Genomic DNA, 17,786 nt, shown 5'->3' with positions numbered 1-17,786 from the left:
CGTGCGTAAACAAGAGGAGGATGGGGTGGCAGAGCGAGCGGACTCCGATGGCGTCGAGCCGGTGAAGCGGATGCGGCGGGCCGAGCGGCGTGAGCAGATCCTGGATGCCGCCACCCGGGCGTTCGCACGCGCCGGCTTTGCCGGCACCGGCCTTGATGACGTCGCCGCCGAGGCGGGCATCACCCGGGTGATGCTCTACCGGCACTTCGAGTCCAAGGCCGACATGTACCGAGCGGTCCTGGACCGAGCCTGCGCCCGGCTCGCGGGAAACGTGGGCAGCGACAACTTCGACGAGAACTCGGTTCCCGCCCTGGTCCGTGCCGCGGCGGCCGACCCCGACGCCTTCCGGCTGCTGTTCCATCACGCCGCCCGGGAGCCGGAGTTCCGCGACCTCATCGACAGTCTCGCCGCGGCTTCGGCCGAGGTCGCGCAGCGCAACCTCGCCGCACTCCTGCCCGCCGGACCCTGGCTGGACTGGGCGGCGCGCGTGATTCCCGTATTCACCATCGAGGCCGTCATCGGCTGGCTGGACGCCGGACAGCCGGACCCCGATGCCGCAGCGGACCGGATCAGCAACGCCATCCACGGCGTCATCGAGGCCGCACGCCCGGTCGGCGACTGAACTCCAAAGCCGCAGTCGCGGCGAGACGCACAGGGGTGCCGACGATGTCGAAGGGGTCGGGCCGGTAGGCATCGGCGACCACGCCCCAGGCGATCGATCCGGCACCGAAGAATCCGCCGTACGCGGCGAGGACGCGTCCGAAGTTCGCGTCTTGCTGCCAGGTGGTCACCATCCCGCACAGGCCGAGGGCTATGACACTGGTGCCGCTCTAAGTCCAGAACCCATCGTCGTGGGGCCCCGCCGCGGCCAGGTCAGTGGCCCTCCGCGGCAGAGTGCCATGGCGCGTCGGCGCGGGTGAGGCGGGCGTCGGCGGCCAGTCTCAGTGCGTACACCGGCTGGTCGTGGGCTGGGGCGGGGCCAAGGCAGGTGTGGCCGGTCACGTGGCATCAGGCGGGCAGGTCGAGCGGGGCCGCCGGGTCGGTGGCGATGATGTGGACGATCGCACCCGGCGGCGCATGCTGGATGCGGTCACGCAGCCGGAGCAGGAGCGTCACGCACAGCAGGCCCGTGCCATCGACGGTGATGTCCGCTGCCGGAACGGAAGCTGTCGTCATCGCGGCAGGATCTGGGCGATGCTGCATAGATGGCGGGGCAGTTCGCCCTCCATGCTTTTCTCCGGCCGTCTCTGCGGCCGTCAGTTCACCGCCCGCTCGAGCAGCTCGACGGTCCGGTCGATGTCGTCGGCAGTGGTCCAGCGGCCGAGGGACAGGCGGAGAGCGGCAAGACTGCGGGTCTCGGGCACGCCCATGGCGCTCAGTACCGGTGAGGGCCGGTGCTCGCCGCTGTGGCAGGCCGAGCCGGTGGAAGCGGCGATCTCGGGTACGGCATCGAGGAGTTCGTGACCGCGGATGCCGTCGATGCTGAAGTTGAGCGTGTTGGGCAGGCGCGGTTCGACGGGACCGTTCAGATGGATACAGCCGGGGAGCCGGGCGGTGAGGCCGGTGTGGAGGCGCTCGCGCAGTGCGGCGATGCGCTGTGAGCCGCCGTCGACCAGCTCCTCCGCGGCGAGTTGGGCGGCGGCACCCAGGCCGGCGGCGAGGGCGACGTTCTCGGTGCCGGAGCGCAGGCCGCGTTCCTGGCCGCCGCCGTAGATCAGCGGTTCGAGGGCGACACCTTGGCGGACGTACAGGGCGGCGATGCCCTTCGGGGCGTACATCTTGTGGCCGACGATCGTCAGCAGGTCGACACCCGACTCCCGTACGTCCAAAGGGATCTTCCCGGCCGCCTGGGCGGCGTCGCAGTGGAAGAGCGCACCGTGGGCGCGGGTGATGCGGGCCAGTTCGGCGACGGGCTGGAGGGCGCCGGTCTCGTTATTGGCGGCCATGACCGAGACAAGGATGGTGCGTTCGGTGAGGGCGGCAGCGAGCGCCGCCGGGTCGACCAGGCCGTCGCCGTCCACGGGCAGGTACGTCACCTCGGTGTCATGGAGGCGTTCCAGGGCGTGGCAGGTCTCCAGGATGGCCGGGTGCTCGGTGACCTGGGTGATCACATGGGGGCGGTCGGCCTTGGCCCTCAGCACGGCGCCGCGCAGGGCGAGGTTGTCGGCCTCGGAGCCGGAGCCGCTGAAGACGATCTCGTCGGGCCGGGCCCCGATCAGGGCCGCGACCTGCGCGCGTGCCTGTTCGAGCGCATGGCGGGGCTGATCGCCGTAGGAATGGCTGCTGGAGGGGTTGCCGAAGTGATGCCCCAGGTGGGGCAGCATGGCGTCGACCACCCGGGGGTCGACGGGAGTGGTGGCGTTGTAGTCCAGGTAGACGGGCCCGCCCCGCAGTCCCGGGTGGGCGGGGATCACGCGGCTTCTTCGGTGGCCACGGGCAGGTCGGCGAGGCGCCACTCCAGCATGCCGTCGGACAGCCGCACGGCTCGCCGCCCGCGTGCGTTGAGCAGCCGTACGGCCTCGTGGGCCAGGACGCAGTACTCGCCGCGGCAGTAGGCGACGACCTCGGTGTCGGCGGGCAACTCGGCGATGCGGTCGGCGAGTTGCTCGACCGGGATGGAGATGGCGCCGGGGATGTGCCCGGCCGTGTACTCCTCGGCCGGGCGCACGTCCAGGACGACGACCTCGCCCGCCTGCGCGCGGGTCAGCAGTTCCTCGCGCCCGACTCCCTCCGGCTGGTGGTCGCCGAGGTAGGCGGTGCGGGCGGCCTCGACTCCCGCCTGGTGGGTCTGGGCGACCCGGCGCAGCAGGGCGTACAGGACGGCGACGTCGTCGCCGGCCAGCCGGTAGTGGATGCGTACGCCCTCGCGGCGGGTGGCCACCAGCCCGGCCTGCTTGAGGGTCTGCAGGTGCGCGGAGGCGGTGGTCAGGTTCAGTCCGGCCGCCTTGGCGAGGGCGTCGACGGTGCGCTCGCCCTGGGCCAGCAGATCGAGCAGTTCCAGACGCTTCCCGCTGCTCAGCGCTTTACCGGTGTGGGCGAAGGCGTCGTACAGCGCCGACTTGCGTGCGGGGTCTCCCATGGCATCCTCCATAGATCCATGGAATATTGTATCTGTAGGTGGGCGCTAGGACCACCCAGCACCTACCGTGACACCAGGAGGCCCTGATGCGCTTCGCCGACGATCACCTGATACCGCTGGTCGACGAGGGGCTGGGCAACAGCGCCTACCTCGTCGACCTGGGCGACGGACGCGCTCTGGCGGTGGACGCGAGCCGGGACCTGCGCACCCTGCGCGCCGCCGCCGAGCGGCGCGGGCTGAGGGTCGCCTACGCCGCCGACACCCACCTGCACGCCGACTTCCTCACCGGCGCGCTCCAACTCGCCGCCGACGACGGCGCGACCGTCCTGGCCTCCGCCGCCGGACACCGCGCGTTCCCGCACACCGCACTCGCCGACGGCGACGAGACCGACCTGGGCGGGCTGACCCTGCGGGCCCTGGCCACCCCCGGACACACCGACGAGCACCTGTCCTTCCTCCTCCTGGACGGCACGCGCGAGCTGGGCGTCTTCACCGGCGGATCCCTCATCGTCGGCTCCGCCGCCCGCACCGACCTGCTCGGCCCCGGGCGCGCGGACGAACTCGCCCGAGCCCAGTACCACTCACTACGGCGCCTGACCCAACTGCCGGACACGACCGCCGTATGGCCCACCCACGGCGCCGGCTCCTTCTGCTCCGCCCCACCAGGCGCCGAACGCACCACCACCATCGGCGCCCAGAAGAGGGCCAACGCCCTGCTCGCCGCACCGGACGAGGACACCTTCGTACGGCAACTGCTCGGCAGCCTCGGCTCCTACCCCGCCTACTTCGACCGCCTGGGCGAGATCAACCGACGCGGCCCCGCCGTCCTCGACAGCGCCCCCACCCTCGCCACGCTCTCGGCGGCCGAGACGCACCAACTGCTGGGCGAAGGCGCCCAGATCATCGACGTACGACCCGTCACGGACTTCGCCCACGGCCACATGCCCGGCGCGATCTCCATCCCGCTGCGCGACCAGTTCGCCACCTGGCTCGGCTGGCTGCTGCCCGACGCCACCCCCCTCGTGTTCGTCACCGCTCCCGACCAGGACCTCGCCGAACTCACCTGGCAGGCCCTGAAGATCGGATACGAGCGGCCGGCCGGACACCTGGACTGGACCGCTTGGCAGGCGGACGGCGGCAAGCAGCAGACCATCGACCTGCTCACCGCCGACCGCATCGCCGACCGCCCGGTCCTCGACATCCGGCAGCGTGCCGAGCACGTCACCGGACACATCGCGGACGCGATCCACATCGAACTCGGCGACCTCACCGGACACGCCGGCGAAGCACCGGCCGGAGCCGTGGTCGCCTGCGGGCACGGCGAGCGCGCCATGACCGCCGCCAGCCTCCTCCAACGGGCCGGACACGACGACCTCGCCGTCCTGGACGGCGGACCGGCCGACTGGGCCAAGGCCACCGGCCGCACGCTGGAGGCAGGCGCGTGACCGCCACGGAAACCCCCGGCGGCATACGGCTCGGACTACGCGCCAACCTCGCCCAGTTCACCCTGCTCGTCGCGGTCAACGCCCTGGTCGGCGGCATGCTCGGCCAGGAACGCACCGTTCTGCCGCTGCTCGCCGATGACGTCTTCCATCTGTCGGCCTACACCGCCGCCCTCACCTACATCCTGGCCTTCGGCACCACCAAGGCCATCACCAACTTCTTCGCAGGCACATGGTCGGACCGCTACGGCCGCAAACCGGTCCTGATCGCCGGCTGGCTGATCGCCCTGCCAGTGCCCGCCATGCTCGCCTGGGGCCCGACCTGGGGCTGGATCATCGCCGCCAACGTCCTGCTCGGCGTCAACCAGGGCCTGACCTGGTCCACCACCGTCATCATGAAGATCGACCTGGCGGGCCCGCAGCGCCGCGGCCTGGCCATGGGCTTCAACGAGGCCGCCGGCTACGGAGCCGTCGCCGCCACCGCCATGGCCACCGGCGCCATCGCCGAACACGCCGGACTGCGCCCCGAACCGTTCCTCCTCGGCGCCGCCTATGTCGTCCTGGCCCTGGGCCTGTCCACCCTCGCGGTCCGCGAGACCCGCGAACACGCCCGCGCCGAGGCCGCACAACACCCCAAACGACCAGGCTCGGAAGCCGAGTTGACCACCAGCCAGATCGCCCGCCTCACCAGCCTCCACGACAAGGCCCTGTCTGCCGCCAGCCAGGCCGGCCTGGTCAACAACCTCAACGACGCCCTCGCCTGGGGCATCTTCCCCCTGCTCTTCGCCTCCCACGGCCTGTCCATCGCCCAGATCGGCATCCTCGCCGCCCTCTACCCCGCCGTATGGGGCGCGGGCCAGATGCTCACCGGCTGGTGGTCCGACCACATCGGACGCAAACACCTCATCACCACGGGCATGCTGCTGCAGGCGGCCGCCATCGCCCTCGTCGCGGCGGGGACGACCTTCGGCATGTGGGCCGCGGCCCAGGTGCTGCTCGGCATCGGCACCGCGCTGGTCTACCCAACCCTGCTCGCCGTCATCGGCGACGTCGCCCACCCCGCCTGGCGTGCCCGCGCCGTCGGCGTCTACCGCCTGTGGCGCGACGGCGGCTTCGCCGTCGGCGCGCTGGTCGCGGGAATCCTCGCTGACGCCTACGGCCTCACCACCGCCATCTGGGCCGTCGCCGCCCTCACCGCCGCCTCCGGTCTCGTCGTCGCGGTACGCATGTACGAGACCCATCCGCGCACCTGACGGCGTACCCGATCATTCGGCAGCAGTCGCACCGGCCAGGTACCCGCATGCGTCCTCGGCCTTGGCCGCCGCGCCGGAGGCAGGCACAGCACAACATCCGTCACCCCGCCAGGCATCCCGATTCATGGTGACGCCGTCTTGCGCCCTGCGGATACCGCGCGACGCGCTGTGCTGCGCCCGGCCCGGTTCGTCCTCGGTCATCGGAATCTTTCGTGGATACCCCCGGCTTCAGCCGGGGGAGGAAACGAAACTCCTGCGGAGCAGGGTAAGGAGCTGGAATTCGCCGCCAGGGCGGATCACAGTGCCCTGACCGGTACGTTTGATCGCTGCCTGCGGTCTGGCTAGGTTGTGGGTGTGGCCGTGCACCCTGTGAAGCGGGCGTTCAAGTACCGCTTCTATCCGAGTGATGTGCAGTCGGCGGAGCTGGCGCGGACGTTCGGTTGTGTCCGCAAGGTCTACAACCTGGCGCTCGCCGCCCGTAGTGAGGCGTGGGCACGGCAGGAGCGGGTCAACTACCACCAGACCTCGGCGATGTTGACGGCGTGGAAGAAGACCGAGGAACTGGCCTTCCTCAACGAGGTGTCGTCGGTGCCGCTGCAGCAGACGCTGCGGCACCTGCAGAGCGCGTTCACCCACTTCTTCGCCAAGCGCGCGAAGTACCCGCGCTTCAAATCGCGCAAGACATCGCGGAAGTCGGCCGAATACACCACCAGCGGGTTCCGCTTCCGCAACGGCGCCCTGACACTGGCGAAGATGACGGACCCGCTGGACATCGTGTGGTCCCGGCCGCTCCCTGAGGGGGCGAAGCCGTCCACGGTGACCGTGTCCCAGGACCCGGCCGGGCGCTGGTTCGTCTCGATCCTGTGCGAAGACCCCAGCGTGAAGCCGCTTCCCGCCACGGACGCGGCCATCGGCATCGATGTCGGTCTGGGCCACCTGTTGACCCTGTCCACCGGGGAGAAGGTCGCCAACCCCCGGCATGAGCGCCGTGACCGGGCCCGGCTGGCGAAGGCGCAGCGGGAGTCGTCCCGCAAGGCCAAGGGCTCGGCGAACCGGGACAAGGCCCGCCGTCGCGTCGCCAGGGTCCATGCGCGGATCGCTGACCGGCGCCGCGACTTGCTCCACCAACTGACGAATCGGCTCGTGCGTGAAAATCAAACGCTCGTGATCGAGGACCTGACCGTGACCAACATGGTCAAAAACCGGCCGCTCGCCCGGGCCATTGCGGATGCGGGCTGGCGGGAGTTCCGCTGCCTGCTCGAGTACAAAGCGGCCTGGTACGGGCGGGAAGTCATCGCGGTGGACCGCTACTTCCCCTCCACCAGACTGTGCTCCGCCTGCGGCAGCCTGCGGGAAAAGATGCCGCTCAGCGTCCGTGCCTGGACGTGCGGGACCTGCGGGAGGGCCCATGACCGGGACGTGAACGCGGCGAAGAACCTTCTGGCCGCCGGGCTGGCGGCGACGGTCTGTGGAGCCGGTGTAAGACCTCAACGGAGTTCTCCGGGCGGGCAGTCGGCGATGAAGCAGAAAACCCCACGGCGCGAGCCGTAGGACTCCTCCTCGTTCACGAGGAGGAGGAAGTCAACGAGGCACGCATCACCAGGCGGGAGCGGACCAGTCGGGGTGCGAAGCTGCCGGCCAGGTAGCCGACGTAGTTGGCTGTCGCCAGGTTCGCCCCGCTCGTGGCCGAGAGGCCGGCCTGGTCGTGCATCAACGGCAGGATCGGGGTGTAGACGAAGCGGCCGACCCCGTTGCTGGCGGCCAGCGCTGCGGCTCCCTGGACCGCGATGGCCCAGGAGCGGGTCCGAGAACCCGATGTTCGACAGGAGGCTGTTCGAGGGTGAGAGTCACGGAAGGGGCCTTTCTGGAAGTGCCTGGCACGGTGCGGCCGGATCGGGCGGCGGCATCGTCGGCGCCAGGTCCGCGGCGGCATCGCCGCCGAGACCCTCCGCGGCCCGCCGGTGGGCTCAGTAGAGTTGAAGGCTGGGTGCCTGACATCTGGGGCACGGCGTTGACCGCGGGCTCCCCGCCTCGGGTCTTCTGACAGACCGAAGCCGTTGCGGGCGCCGAGTGGGCTGCGTCGGCGGCCTTCTGCGGGCCACGGCCGTCGATGAGTGTGGTCCGGTCCGGTCCGCTCCCGTGCCGTGGCTGCCGCCGGGGAAGACGACGACTGCGTCATGGCCGTCCGGGCGGCGAGTTCGCGTCGGCGATCAGGTCGCCGCTGACCGGTGTGGCGCCTGCGGCCCGGACGGTGTCCGTCTGCGTCGGAGTGCGGTGCAGACGGACACCTTGTCGTCTCAGCGGGCCTGGGTGTCGTCGACTCCTTCGACGATGAACACGCGGTAGTCCGCACCGGCCCGGCGGTGGGGCAGCGCGGTAGGCCGGGCTCTCGTACCAGGCCCGCGCGTCCTCAACGCTCGGGAAGCGATGGATCAGCACACCGTCGAACGGCGCACCCTCCAGGGTTTCGATCGCCCCGTACCCGACGAGGGGTGTCACCTCGTGGCCTGCCCGTGCCGCCCGGGCCGAGCTGGCGTAGAGGGCCAGCTCGGCCGGTTCGGTCACGCGCTCACGGAGCATGACCACGTAGGCGCTCACACGCCGCCCTTGTTGACCAACTCGATCAGGGCGTCGGCTGCGGGAGCCGAGGACGCCGGGTTCTGCCCGGTGATCAGCAGACCGTCCTGCAGGACGTAGGGCTGCCAGTCGCCGGTCTTGGAGTAGAGGCCACCGAGCTTGGTGAGTTCGTCCTCGACCAGGAAGGGGACGACGTCGGTGAGCTGGACGGCCTCCTCCTCGGAGTTGGCGAATCCGGTGACCTTCTTACCCGAGACCAGCGGGGTGCCGTCCTCGTTGACGGTGTGGCGCAGGACGCCGGGTGCGTGGCACACGAGTCCCACCGGCTTGCCGGAGCGGAGAGTGGTTTCGATCAGCCGCGCGGAGACGGTGTCCTCGGCCAGGTCCCACAGTGGTCCGTGTCCGCCGGGGTAGAAGACCGTGTCGAAGTCTCCGGCCGAGACCGCGTCGAGGCGCACGGTGTTGGCCAGTGCGTTGGTCGCCTCGGGGTCGGCCTCGAAGCGCCGGGTGTCGTCGGTCTGGAAGCCGGGTTCGTTGCTCTTGGGGTCCAGCGGCGGCTGTCCGCCCTTCGGAGAGGCGAGGGTGATCTCCCAGCCGGCCTCCTTGAAGCGGTAGTACGGAGCCGCCAGCTCCTCGAGCCAGAAGCCGGTCTTGTGGCCGGTGTTTCCCAGCTCGTCGTGCGAGGTGAGGACGATCAGAACCTTCATGACACACTCCTTGTGTGATTAGACCAGTCTACTAGTAACGCTGAAACTGGGTTCCCCATGACCGGACCGGGCATGAGGCGCGGGCCTTCTACAGGTGCAGAAGCCTGCGGGTTGTCGCTGTGACGGTGTCGAGCGGGGCCAGACTGCGGTGGATCTTGGCCATGACGCTGGCGCCGAGCCACATGTCGTACAGGGCCTGTGCGACATCGCGGGCTTCACCGTCGACCGAGAGAGAGCCGTCCTCCAGGCCGCTGGCGATCGTCCGCTCGATGCGGTCGACGATGGCGCTCGTGCCTTCCTTCAGGACCAGGCGCATCGACTCGGACAAGTCCGCGACCTCGGCGCCGAGTTTCACGGCCAGGCACTTGCCCTGGCAGTCCTCGATGCTCTGCGTCTCCCGCCACTGCTGCCAGTAGGCCATCAGTCGCTCGGCCGACGACTGGCCGGAGCGGGCGAGAATGCCGTCCATGTCCGTGAGGTAGTCCGCGAAGTAGCTCTTCAGGATCGCTTCACCGAAGGCGTCCTTCGAGGCGAAGTAGTGATAGAAGGACCCCTTCGGTACGCCGGCCTCCGCGAGCACCTCATTGATACCGACAGCCGAGTAACCCTTGCGGGCCATGATCCGCTGGGCGGTATCGAGGATGATCCGACGGGTGTCCGTGGTGCGCGTGGCGACTGGCATGCAAGAACCGTAGCACCAAAGTAGACCAGTCGTCTAGAAGTCCACGGCCGGGCGCGCGATCTGACGGGTGTCCGCGTACTCGTCTGAGTGCACCAACGAGCAGGCGGACTCCGGGGGCGCTCTTCGGCATCGGCAGCGGTCGCGCCCCGCTTGAGGGGCCCTGGCCGGGGCCGGGTCGGGCAGCCTGGTCGAACCTGCCGTGGTCGCGTCCTGCTCGCGCGTTGGGGCGAAGTCGACGCCGCGCTTTGGGTTGTACCCCTCAGGCTGGACGATGCCTGCCAGCCATGGTCATCGCCCGGCCTGCTCCCGGTCAGGATGGCGGGGCAGTCAGGACGGCCTTGGCCGCCAGCCGGAGATTCCTGATCATCGGATTCGGGTCGCCCTTGCGGCTGACCAGGACGACCCTGCTGGGGGGTGCGCCCTCGATCGGGACGGTGACGAGGTCAGGACGTAGTGAGCTGCGCCGATCTCCGACCGGTAGTACGGCGATCGCTCTGCCACTCGCGACGAGTTCGAGCTTGTCCTCGTAGCTCTCGATCGACGGCATGTCGGCCCCGAGGATGCGGTAGGAAGTCCAGTCCGCGGTCTCGAACGCGCACGGCGCCGCCGTTTCGCCGGCCAGTTCTTCCGCGGTCACCGACGCGCGGTCGGCCAAGGGATGGCCGTGCGGGACCACGAGCATCCGGGGCTCCTCGTACAGCGGGGTGGTGAACACGGCGTCGTCGGCGAGCGGCAGCGGGGCTCGCGCGATCAGGGCGTCGACGCGCTTGTCGGACAGCGATCCGACGTCGCGGCAGCTCAGATACCGGGTGGCGATCTCGGCGTCCGGGTGACGGCGGCGCAGTTCCCGTACGGCGGCAGTGATCACGAGGTCTTCGAGGTAGCCGATGGCGATTCGTTCGGTCTGGGTTTGTTCGCGCACGGCCAGCTCGGCCCGGTGGGCGGCCTGCAGCAGGGCTTGGGCCCGGGGGAGGAATGTCTGGCCGGCCGGAGTGAGCCGGGTGCCCTGGGGGGTGCGGTCCAGCAGTCGTGTGCCGAGATATTTCTCGAGCCGTTGGATCTGGCGGCTCAGCGCCGGCTGGGCCACGTGCAGGTCGGCGGCGGCCCGGCCGAAGTGCTGGTGCGCCGCCACCACGGTGAAGTAGCGCACCAGCCGCAGTTCCAGGTCCTGTCCGAGATCGTTCACCCTTGCAGCGTACGTGTCATGCCGTTTCGGAATGACGAGGTTGCCGAACCGGTCTTGGACGGCCGTGCCGTCCTGGATCTTGACTGAAGGAGCAACGTCTCCCCGAGAAAGCGACGCGATGAAGGCGATTCAGTTCCACGAAGCAGGCGGGCCGGAAGTTCTGCAGTACGACGAGGTGCCGGTCCCCGAGATCGGCCCGGGCGAGGTGCTCGTCCGGGTCCACGCGGCGGGCATCAACCCGCCGGACTGGTACCTGCGTGAGGGGATGAAGGTCATGCCGGCCGAGATGAGGCCGGCGCTGGAGTTCCCCCTGATCCCCGGAACGGACATGTCGGGCGTGGTCCAGGCGGTCGCTCCGGACGTGCGGGGGTTCGCCGCCGGTGACGAGGTCTTCGGCATGCTGCGGTTCCCCGGATTCGACGGCCGGACATACGCCGAGTACGTGGCCGCACCGGCTTCGGAGCTGGCTCACAAGCCGGCCGGTATCGACCACGTGCAGGCGGCCGGGGCACCGATGGCCGTGCTGACGGCCTGGCAGTACCTGGTTGATCTCGGCCACGACGTGCCGTCTCCCTTCACCGGCCAGGTGCACCGGCCGGTGCCGATAACGCCGGGGATGACCGTGCTGGTCAACGGGGCAGCCGGTGGAGTGGGCCACTTCGCGGTGCAGCTGGCGAAGTGGAAGGGGGCACACGTCATCGCGGTGGCCTCGGGCCGGCACGAGCAGTTCCTGCGCAAGATCGGCGCCGATGAGTTCATCGACTACACCACGACGCGGGCCGCGGACGTGATCAGCGGCGTCGACCTGGTGATCGACACCGTCGGTGGCCCGGACAGCTCACACTTCCTGAGCGTGCTCAAGCGCGGCGGCACCATGCTTCCGGTGTTCTTCGCCGAGTACGACCCGGAAGAGACGGCGCGTCTGGGCATCACCGTCTCGAACATTCAGGTGCGTTCCAACGGCCCCCAGCTCGCCGAGATCGGGCGCCTGTTCGACGAGGGCAAGCTCCAGGTCGGGGTGGACAGCACCTACCCGCTGTCCGAAGCGGCTAGCGCACACACGCGCGCCGCGCAGGGCCACATCCAAGGCAAGATCGTGCTGACGGTGGTCTCGTGATCGCCGAACTCCAGCAGGCGGTGGCGCGCTACGCCCACGCCCTGGACGAGCTGAATGTGCCCGAGCTGGAAGCGGTCCTGGCCGAGGACACCACCTGGACCTTCACGATGCCTGGGCAAAGGGCGCTCGGCCCGGTCTCCGGACGCACGGCGGTGCTCGACTTCATCCGTGCCGGACACACGGCCCAGACCGGAAGAACACGGCACCACTTGAGCAATGTCGTGGTCACGACGGTGGACGCCGCCACCGCCGAGGTGCGGGCCTACCTGCTGCAGACGAGGAACACCGGCGAGAGCATCCAGATCATCTCGACCGGGGTCTATACGTTCGGCCTGCGTCAGTCCGACGGTGAGTGGCGGATTGCCGAGCTCAACCTGACGCTGGACAACGTTTTGTAGGGCGCCGCCGGCACGGGCAGTGCGTCCGGCGATCACCGGATGGCTGGCAGCGGCGCCCGGGCATCGATTGTGCCGACGCCGAACAGTACGGCCCCGTGCGGGGAGATGATCAGCCGGTCGACGGGTTGTTGAACGCCAGCGGGCCCGGTTGCCCCATGGCCGATCGGGCAGACGGTCGGGGACAGCCAGAGTGGTGATGGCCCTTCCGACGGTCGCGGGGTCGGAGCCTTCGACGTGGAGAGCAGGTAGGCGGCGATAGCGCCTGGCGGCGAGAGCTGTACGCCTTGTCACCGCTGACGTGACTGGGCCGGTTGCGGGGCTGCTTACCCTGCGGGCAAATACTGCAACTCTCGAATACCGACACTCCACCAGTGAAACAGGATGAATTGCATCTGATGCAACACTCCGCGCGGAGCCCGGAAGGCCATTTCGGCTGGTCGGCGAGGCGGGCCCCGAAGGGGCCCGCCGAGTCGATCAAGCCCTGACCTGCACGCTAGCACATAGACTCATCATTGTTGCGTTTGATACAACAGGCGGGTGAGCATGCAAGCACCCGGTTCAGCGCACCTTGTCCTGGCCCGCAACGTCATCCATCTCGACCCGGCGCCAGCGGTGTTCGACGCGATGAAGGAGGGGTGGGCGAGGCAACAGTCAGCTCGGTTTCTGAAGTCGTCGACGATCGACCCGCGGCTCCGGTTGATCGAGCGGTTGGAGGAGTTCACGGGCCAGTACCCCTGGCAGTGGACGCCAGCGGACGGCGAGGCGTTCATAGCGCACCTGCGAAGCGGCAGCACGCCGATCCAGATGTCGACCGCCCGCAGCTACGAGGTAACGATCGGCCTGTTCCTGGAGTACCTCCTCGACTCCCGTTACGGCTGGCTGCACGCCTGCTCGGAGCGGTTCGGCGAGGTGCCGCAGCATGTCTTCCACGAGGGCAACTCAGTCCTCCATACGGTCGAGTACGAGGGCGACCCGCGCCGCCGACCGCTGGACTACGACGAGATACAAGCCCTGTTCGACGCTGCCGACGCGCGGCCGAGCAAGATCCGCGGCCAGGGCCGCAAGGGCGCCCTCTGTGCTCTGTGCGACGCTGCCGTGCTCAAGACGATCTACGCCTACGGGACGCGCCGCACGGAGTCCTCCCGGCTCGACCTGGTCGACCTGCGGCGCAACCGAAAGGCCCCGCAGTTCCGCAACTACGGCAGTGCGATGGTGCGCTTCGGCAAGGCCCAGAAGGGCTCGCCTCCGAAGCGGCGGACGGTGCTGACCGTTCCGGAGATGGACTGGTGCGTCGACGTGCTGGATCAGTGGGTGACTGAGATACGCCCGCAGTTCTCGCCCGGGCGACACCCGGCGCTCTGGATGACGGAGCGGTGCGGGCGGCTGTCGCCCCGGTCGATCAATGAGGCGTTCGTCGCCGCCCGCAAGGCGGCCGACCTGGACGAGGATCTGGATCTGCACTGCCTCCGCCACAGCTACATCACGCACCTGACCGAGTTCGGCTACCCCGCCCGGTTCGTCCAGGAACAGGTCGGACACTCGCACGCGTCCACCACGGCGATCTACATGGGGGTCTCGAACGAGTTCCGTAACAAGCTGCTGGAAGCATCACTGAAGAACCGGCTGGGCGACGACTGGGACGTGACGACATGATCAAGAAGATGGGCTATCAGTGGCACCTGCGAAAGCTGATGGCCGAACAGGAGATGTTCCAGACCTCCGACCTGGTGCCGCTGCTGGCTGAGCGAGGCGTCACCCTTTCTCGCGAACAGGTCTACCGGTTGGTGACCCAACCGCCCCAGCGGATGAGCATGGACACCCTCGTTGCGCTCTGCGACATCCTCCAGTGCACCCCGAACGACCTGATCAAGCCGGAGGCCGTCAACACCCAGCTCCCCAAGGTCGTCGGCGACGCCGACCCCACCCCGATCACACCGCGCCGAGCCGTCGTTCGCCGCCCCGGGAAGCCGTGAACCAAAAGCAGAGAAATCAGCGGGACCTCGCGGAGGCCAGGGCCAGCATCATCGGTCACGTCCAGCAACGGATTCCGGAACTGACCGAGCAGGCGGCTCAGGCCGTTCTTGAGCGAGCGAAGGCATGGGGCCCGATACCCGCACGCGAGCTGGCCCGACACTTCGCCGAACGCGGTGACGCGCTCACCCCCTCGCCCCACTGTCCGGCCGCGCTGGACCGGCTCCTGCGTCAGCTGGATGCCGAGGGGTTCGGGGAGGCGGTCACCCAGTTGTCCTGCGCCATCTGCGGCCGCAGCGACCGGGAACTCTCCCGCCCGACCCCCCAGGGCCGCTGCTGCGGGTGGTGCGTGAGCCGCACCGAGCTTCGGCAGTGCGCCCGCTGCGGACAGGACGGCGTCATCGTCCGCCGACTCGAGGAGGGGCCGATCTGCAGGCGTTGTTACAGCAGGGACTCCTCCCTGTCCTGGCAGGAGTGCGCCGGCTGCGGACAGCGCAAGTTGCCAAAGAGCCGGCGCGAGGACGGCACGGCACTGTGTCAGTCCTGCGCTCCGAAGCCGAAGCGGAAATGGATCCGATGCGGAAAGCTCCGACCGGCCCAGGCCAACACCGAGGATGGACCGGTCTGCAACAGCTGTTACGCGCCCCCGCCTCGACTCTGCGGAGGCTGCGGCAGCATCCAGCGGATCAGAGTCCGTGCCGTCGACGGACAGCCCGATCTCTGCCAGAACTGCAACACGGGGCCGCTTGGGGTGTGCAGCGTCTGCAACCGTCAGGCGCGTGTCTTCCGCGTGAGGGAGCGACAAGGCGCCCTCCACTGCGACGCCTGCCGACCGCGCACGCTCGCTCCGTGCGCCGACTGCGGCCGCGAGCGTGACGTGCGGGCCAACTGGCCCATCGGCCCGGTCTGTGACACATGCTTCACTCGGCGCAGGCGGAACCCCGCACCGTGCTCACGATGCCAGACCACCCAGGTCCTGATCGGCTGCGCTGACGACGGAGGCGATCTCTGCGGACCCTGCTGCGGCACGGACATCACCTACAGCTGCAGTCGTTGCGGCTTTCCCGGCGACATCTACGCGGACGGACTCTGCCTCCGATGCGCGGTCGGTGACCGCGTGCACCAACTCCTCGCGCAAGGGAACGGCCCCGTCCCGCCGGCCCTCCGTCCGCTCGCGGACGCACTCGCCTCGGCCGACCATCCACGGTCCGTGCTGACCTGGCTTCGGACCAGCTCCGGCCCGAAGATCCTCGCCGAGCTCATGTCCCAGAACACGGAGATCACCCACGCGTCTCTGGACGCCCTGTCCCAGGACTACAACACGACCCATCACTTCCGGAAGCTCTTGGTGGCGACCGGCGTCCTGCCGGAGCGAAACGAGAACCTCGCCCGTCTGGAACTGTGGTCTGCCGATGTCCTGGCGCGACTTCCGCAGCATCAGATGAAGATCATCCGTCCTTTCGCCGAGTGGCACATCATCCGCGACGCACGACGCCGGTCATCCCGCGGCCGGTACACCACCAACGCCGCCACCAGCGATCGCAGGGACATCCGCGCCGCGATCGACTTCCCGAACTGGCTCGATGAGAAACAGCTCGACCTGGCCGCAGCCGGCCAGGAGGACCTGGACCTCTGGCTCACCACTCATGCCACACGCCGAAGGTCGATCGGAGCCTTCATCCGATGGGCCGGGGCCCGACGACTTAACAGGACGATGGCCCTCACGGCAGAGCGAACCGGTCTCCCAACCCAGTTCATCACCGAAACCGCGCTGAACGAGCAACTGAAACGCTGCCTGAACGACGACCAACTCCCCCTCGCCGTTCGCATCGCGGGCGCTTTGATCGGGCTCTACGCCCTGCCCGTCGTCCGCCTGGTCGAACTGACCACTGACCGGTTCGAACGCACTGGGGACGACGCCTACCTCACCATCGAACGCAACCCCGTCCTCCTGCCGCCCAAACTGGCACTGCTCATCGAGGAACAGATCGCACGACCGACGGTCCGCTCAATGCTCCGGCCGCCACAGGACGGTCGCCTTACCTACTTGTTTCCGGGCGTGCCCGCCCACCGTCCGATCACGGCCCAGAGGATCGTGAACAAGCTGCGAAAACACGGCCTGGAAGTCATCAGCGCCCGCAACACCGCCATGCTCGAAGCCGTGGCTGACCTTCCTCCCATCGTGATCAGTGACCTCTTCGGCGTCAGCGCAAGCAGCGCCCACAGGTGGGCTCGGTTCGCTCAGGACAGCTGGACGGACTACCTCGCAGCCGTCCAGGCCACCGACGTGCGCGGGTAAGAACCTGCTCGCGACTGACGGCGAACAGATCAACGCCAGGCCCCGCCGGATGGATCCGGCGGGGCCTGGCGTCCGCTGATTCTGCACCGCAAGAACCATGGACCTCCCCCGCTGAGCTGATCGCTCAACCGTCACTCCCGTCCGGCGGCGGGGGAGGGGTGGGCGCCAGATACCGAGTGAGGGTGTCGGCCGCCTCGGGGGTGAGGGGGGTGGTGGTGTCAAGGCCCAGGTGTCCTGCCAGGTCGCGGGCGTGCAGACGGGTGGCGGCTTCCAGCAACAGGGCGTACGCGTCGGCGGCCGCGCGCGTACGGGCCCGAGCGGTGAGGGCGAGTACGCAGGCGACCAGGGCGGCCGGCCACCACTGGACGGTGAGGGGCAGGTAGAGGAGGGCCCAGGCGGCCAGCGTGGTCGCGCGGGTGAGGGCCTGGCGGGCGGCGGTGACCTCGCTGCGGGGCCCCTCGGGGAGTGCGAGCCACAGGTGCGGCCATACGGTGGCCAGGTCGAGGCCCTGGTCGCGTTCGATTCGCACCGCCGCCGCGTTGAGGCGGTCGCCGCTCCAGGTGGGACGCATGGGTTCTTCGAACGCGATGCGCGTCATGGCGCGTTCCGCGGCCTGCCGGGCGGCGGGATCGGCGGGGTTCCTACGGGCCAGGGAGCGGATGTCTTCGTCGCGACGCCGGTGCCAGGTTAGGGCGGCGGCGATCCACGCCCGACGCCTGCGGGCCGTGCGCCGGGCGGCGAGTCGGCGGGCAGGGCGTGGCCAGGCGGGCCAGTCGGCGGCCAGCCAGAGCCGTTCCAGCAGGGAGCCGAGGGCCTGCGCGGCAAGTCCCGCCACCGCTGCGCCTGCCAGCACCGCCACCAGCAGTACCACCTGGCCGCCGCCCCTGGTCGCGGCCGAATGGTTGGCCCAGGCGGTGATCCGGTCGGTGACGCGGGACAGGTCGAACGGGTGGGTGTGACCGAGGGCGACGGCGGCGGTGGCGACGGCGAGGTAGAGGGCGCCGGGCAGGACGAGCAGGGACACCCACTTCTCGGCGAGTCTCTTGCCCACCTCCGTCAACAGCCCGCCCACCGG

Annotated in this window: 18 protein-coding genes and 1 pseudogene; 9 read left to right on the top strand and 10 right to left on the bottom strand. The window is 69.3% G+C overall.

Going from position 1 to position 17,786, the window contains the following annotated elements; genetic code table 11:
• Nucleotides 1-25: 25 nt before the first annotated feature.
• Nucleotides 26-622, top strand: coding sequence for a TetR/AcrR family transcriptional regulator (locus OHU89_RS01445; RefSeq protein ID WP_405639044.1), 597 nt, complete (start codon nucleotides 26-28; stop codon nucleotides 620-622).
• On the opposite strand, the gene OHU89_RS01440 is transcribed toward OHU89_RS01445, so the two are convergent.
• The 4 genes from OHU89_RS01440 to OHU89_RS01425 form a co-directional block, all read right to left on the bottom strand.
• Nucleotides 591-794, bottom strand: coding sequence for a hypothetical protein (locus OHU89_RS01440; protein ID WP_405639042.1), 204 nt, complete (start codon nucleotides 792-794; stop codon nucleotides 591-593). The two genes, OHU89_RS01445 and OHU89_RS01440, sit on opposite strands and share 32 nt — an antisense overlap.
• Before the next feature lie 214 nt (nucleotides 795-1,008).
• Complete coding sequence (locus tag OHU89_RS01435; protein WP_405639040.1) at nucleotides 1,009-1,176, bottom strand: hypothetical protein; 168 nt, start codon at nucleotides 1,174-1,176, stop codon at nucleotides 1,009-1,011.
• 80 nt (nucleotides 1,177-1,256) lie between these two features.
• Entirely contained in the window at nucleotides 1,257-2,414 is a 1,158-nt protein-coding gene (locus OHU89_RS01430) for a cysteine desulfurase family protein (RefSeq protein WP_405639039.1), read from the bottom strand.
• Nucleotides 2,411-3,079, bottom strand: coding sequence for an ArsR/SmtB family transcription factor (locus OHU89_RS01425; protein ID WP_405639037.1), 669 nt, complete (start codon nucleotides 3,077-3,079; stop codon nucleotides 2,411-2,413). Before OHU89_RS01425 ends, OHU89_RS01430 begins: the two co-directional genes overlap by 4 nt.
• A gap of 86 nt (nucleotides 3,080-3,165) precedes the next feature.
• Here OHU89_RS01425 and OHU89_RS01420 point away from each other — a divergent pair, with 86 nt between their 5' ends.
• The 3 genes from OHU89_RS01420 (at nucleotide 3,166) to OHU89_RS01410 (ending at nucleotide 7,325) form a co-directional block, all read left to right on the top strand.
• Nucleotides 3,166-4,524 (top strand): rhodanese-like domain-containing protein, encoded by a 1,359-nt coding sequence (locus OHU89_RS01420; protein ID WP_405639035.1) that lies wholly within the window; start codon nucleotides 3,166-3,168, stop codon nucleotides 4,522-4,524.
• Nucleotides 4,521-5,774, top strand: a complete 1,254-nt coding sequence (locus OHU89_RS01415) for an MFS transporter (RefSeq protein ID WP_405639033.1) — start codon at nucleotides 4,521-4,523, stop codon at nucleotides 5,772-5,774. The genes OHU89_RS01420 and OHU89_RS01415 overlap by 4 nt, the downstream gene beginning before the upstream one ends.
• Before the next feature lie 354 nt (nucleotides 5,775-6,128).
• On the top strand, nucleotides 6,129-7,325 hold the full coding sequence (locus OHU89_RS01410) for an RNA-guided endonuclease InsQ/TnpB family protein (protein WP_405639031.1): 1,197 nt from the start codon (nucleotides 6,129-6,131) through the stop codon (nucleotides 7,323-7,325).
• A gap of 31 nt (nucleotides 7,326-7,356) precedes the next feature.
• On the opposite strand, the pseudogene OHU89_RS01405 reads toward OHU89_RS01410, so the two are convergent.
• The 5 genes and pseudogenes from OHU89_RS01405 to OHU89_RS01385 form a co-directional block, all read right to left on the bottom strand.
• A pseudogene (locus OHU89_RS01405) lies at nucleotides 7,357-7,563 on the bottom strand (YbfB/YjiJ family MFS transporter); the annotation flags it as partial.
• Nucleotides 7,564-7,949: 386 nt separating this feature from the next.
• Nucleotides 7,950-8,372, bottom strand: a complete 423-nt coding sequence (locus OHU89_RS01400) for a DUF1330 domain-containing protein (RefSeq protein WP_405639029.1) — start codon at nucleotides 8,370-8,372, stop codon at nucleotides 7,950-7,952.
• On the bottom strand, nucleotides 8,369-9,058 hold the full coding sequence (locus OHU89_RS01395; protein WP_123986495.1) for a type 1 glutamine amidotransferase domain-containing protein: 690 nt from the start codon (nucleotides 9,056-9,058) through the stop codon (nucleotides 8,369-8,371). Before OHU89_RS01395 ends, OHU89_RS01400 begins: the two co-directional genes overlap by 4 nt.
• A gap of 88 nt (nucleotides 9,059-9,146) precedes the next feature.
• Nucleotides 9,147-9,740 (bottom strand): TetR/AcrR family transcriptional regulator, encoded by a 594-nt coding sequence (locus OHU89_RS01390; protein WP_405639027.1) that lies wholly within the window; start codon nucleotides 9,738-9,740, stop codon nucleotides 9,147-9,149.
• 310 nt (nucleotides 9,741-10,050) lie between these two features.
• Nucleotides 10,051-10,926, bottom strand: coding sequence for a LysR family transcriptional regulator (locus OHU89_RS01385; protein WP_405639025.1), 876 nt, complete (start codon nucleotides 10,924-10,926; stop codon nucleotides 10,051-10,053).
• A 118-nt stretch (nucleotides 10,927-11,044) separates the two neighbouring features.
• On the opposite strand from OHU89_RS01385, the gene OHU89_RS01380 reads away from it, so the two are divergent.
• From OHU89_RS01380 to OHU89_RS01360, 5 genes are all read left to right on the top strand, one after another.
• Nucleotides 11,045-12,043 (top strand): NADP-dependent oxidoreductase, encoded by a 999-nt coding sequence (locus OHU89_RS01380; protein ID WP_405639024.1) that lies wholly within the window; start codon nucleotides 11,045-11,047, stop codon nucleotides 12,041-12,043.
• Nucleotides 12,040-12,441, top strand: coding sequence for a nuclear transport factor 2 family protein (locus OHU89_RS01375; protein ID WP_405639022.1), 402 nt, complete (start codon nucleotides 12,040-12,042; stop codon nucleotides 12,439-12,441). Before OHU89_RS01380 ends, OHU89_RS01375 begins: the two co-directional genes overlap by 4 nt.
• A 543-nt stretch (nucleotides 12,442-12,984) precedes the next feature.
• Nucleotides 12,985-14,094, top strand: coding sequence for a tyrosine-type recombinase/integrase (locus OHU89_RS01370; protein WP_405654254.1), 1,110 nt, complete (start codon nucleotides 12,985-12,987; stop codon nucleotides 14,092-14,094).
• The gene (locus OHU89_RS01365; protein ID WP_405639020.1) at nucleotides 14,091-14,414 is read left to right on the top strand and encodes a helix-turn-helix domain-containing protein; all 324 of its coding nucleotides are present in this window, start codon (nucleotides 14,091-14,093) and stop codon (nucleotides 14,412-14,414) included. Before OHU89_RS01370 ends, OHU89_RS01365 begins: the two co-directional genes overlap by 4 nt.
• Before the next feature lie 1,346 nt (nucleotides 14,415-15,760).
• Nucleotides 15,761-16,711 (top strand): hypothetical protein, encoded by a 951-nt coding sequence (locus OHU89_RS01360; RefSeq protein WP_405639018.1) that lies wholly within the window; start codon nucleotides 15,761-15,763, stop codon nucleotides 16,709-16,711.
• Between the two features lie 124 nt (nucleotides 16,712-16,835).
• Here the strand turns inward: OHU89_RS01360 and OHU89_RS01355 are convergent, their stop codons facing one another.
• On the bottom strand, nucleotides 16,836-17,762 hold the full coding sequence (locus tag OHU89_RS01355; RefSeq protein ID WP_405639016.1) for a hypothetical protein: 927 nt from the start codon (nucleotides 17,760-17,762) through the stop codon (nucleotides 16,836-16,838).
• Nucleotides 17,763-17,786: the final 24 nt, after the last annotated feature.

Origin of the sequence: Streptomyces sp. NBC_00019 (genome assembly GCF_045041015.1) — a bacterium.
Lineage (GTDB): Bacteria > Actinomycetota > Actinomycetes > Streptomycetales > Streptomycetaceae > Streptomyces.
Note: the sequence above shows the minus strand (reverse complement) of the source record. Positions and strands in the feature narration are given on the sequence as shown.

Coding starts and splice junctions, on each gene's coding strand:
- OHU89_RS01380 (WP_405639024.1), top strand. CDS start 11,045: ATGAAGGCGATTCAGTTCCACGAAGCAGGCGGGCCGGAAGTTCTGCAG.
- OHU89_RS01395 (WP_123986495.1), bottom strand. CDS start 9,058: ATGAAGGTTCTGATCGTCCTCACCTCGCACGACGAGCTGGGAAACACC.
- OHU89_RS01425 (WP_405639037.1), bottom strand. CDS start 3,079: ATGGGAGACCCCGCACGCAAGTCGGCGCTGTACGACGCCTTCGCCCAC.
- OHU89_RS01390 (WP_405639027.1), bottom strand. CDS start 9,740: ATGCCAGTCGCCACGCGCACCACGGACACCCGTCGGATCATCCTCGAT.
- OHU89_RS01440 (WP_405639042.1), bottom strand. CDS start 794: ATGGTGACCACCTGGCAGCAAGACGCGAACTTCGGACGCGTCCTCGCC.
- OHU89_RS01420 (WP_405639035.1), top strand. CDS start 3,166: ATGCGCTTCGCCGACGATCACCTGATACCGCTGGTCGACGAGGGGCTG.
- OHU89_RS01370 (WP_405654254.1), top strand. CDS start 12,985: ATGCAAGCACCCGGTTCAGCGCACCTTGTCCTGGCCCGCAACGTCATC.
- OHU89_RS01365 (WP_405639020.1), top strand. CDS start 14,091: ATGATCAAGAAGATGGGCTATCAGTGGCACCTGCGAAAGCTGATGGCC.
- OHU89_RS01435 (WP_405639040.1), bottom strand. CDS start 1,176: ATGACGACAGCTTCCGTTCCGGCAGCGGACATCACCGTCGATGGCACG.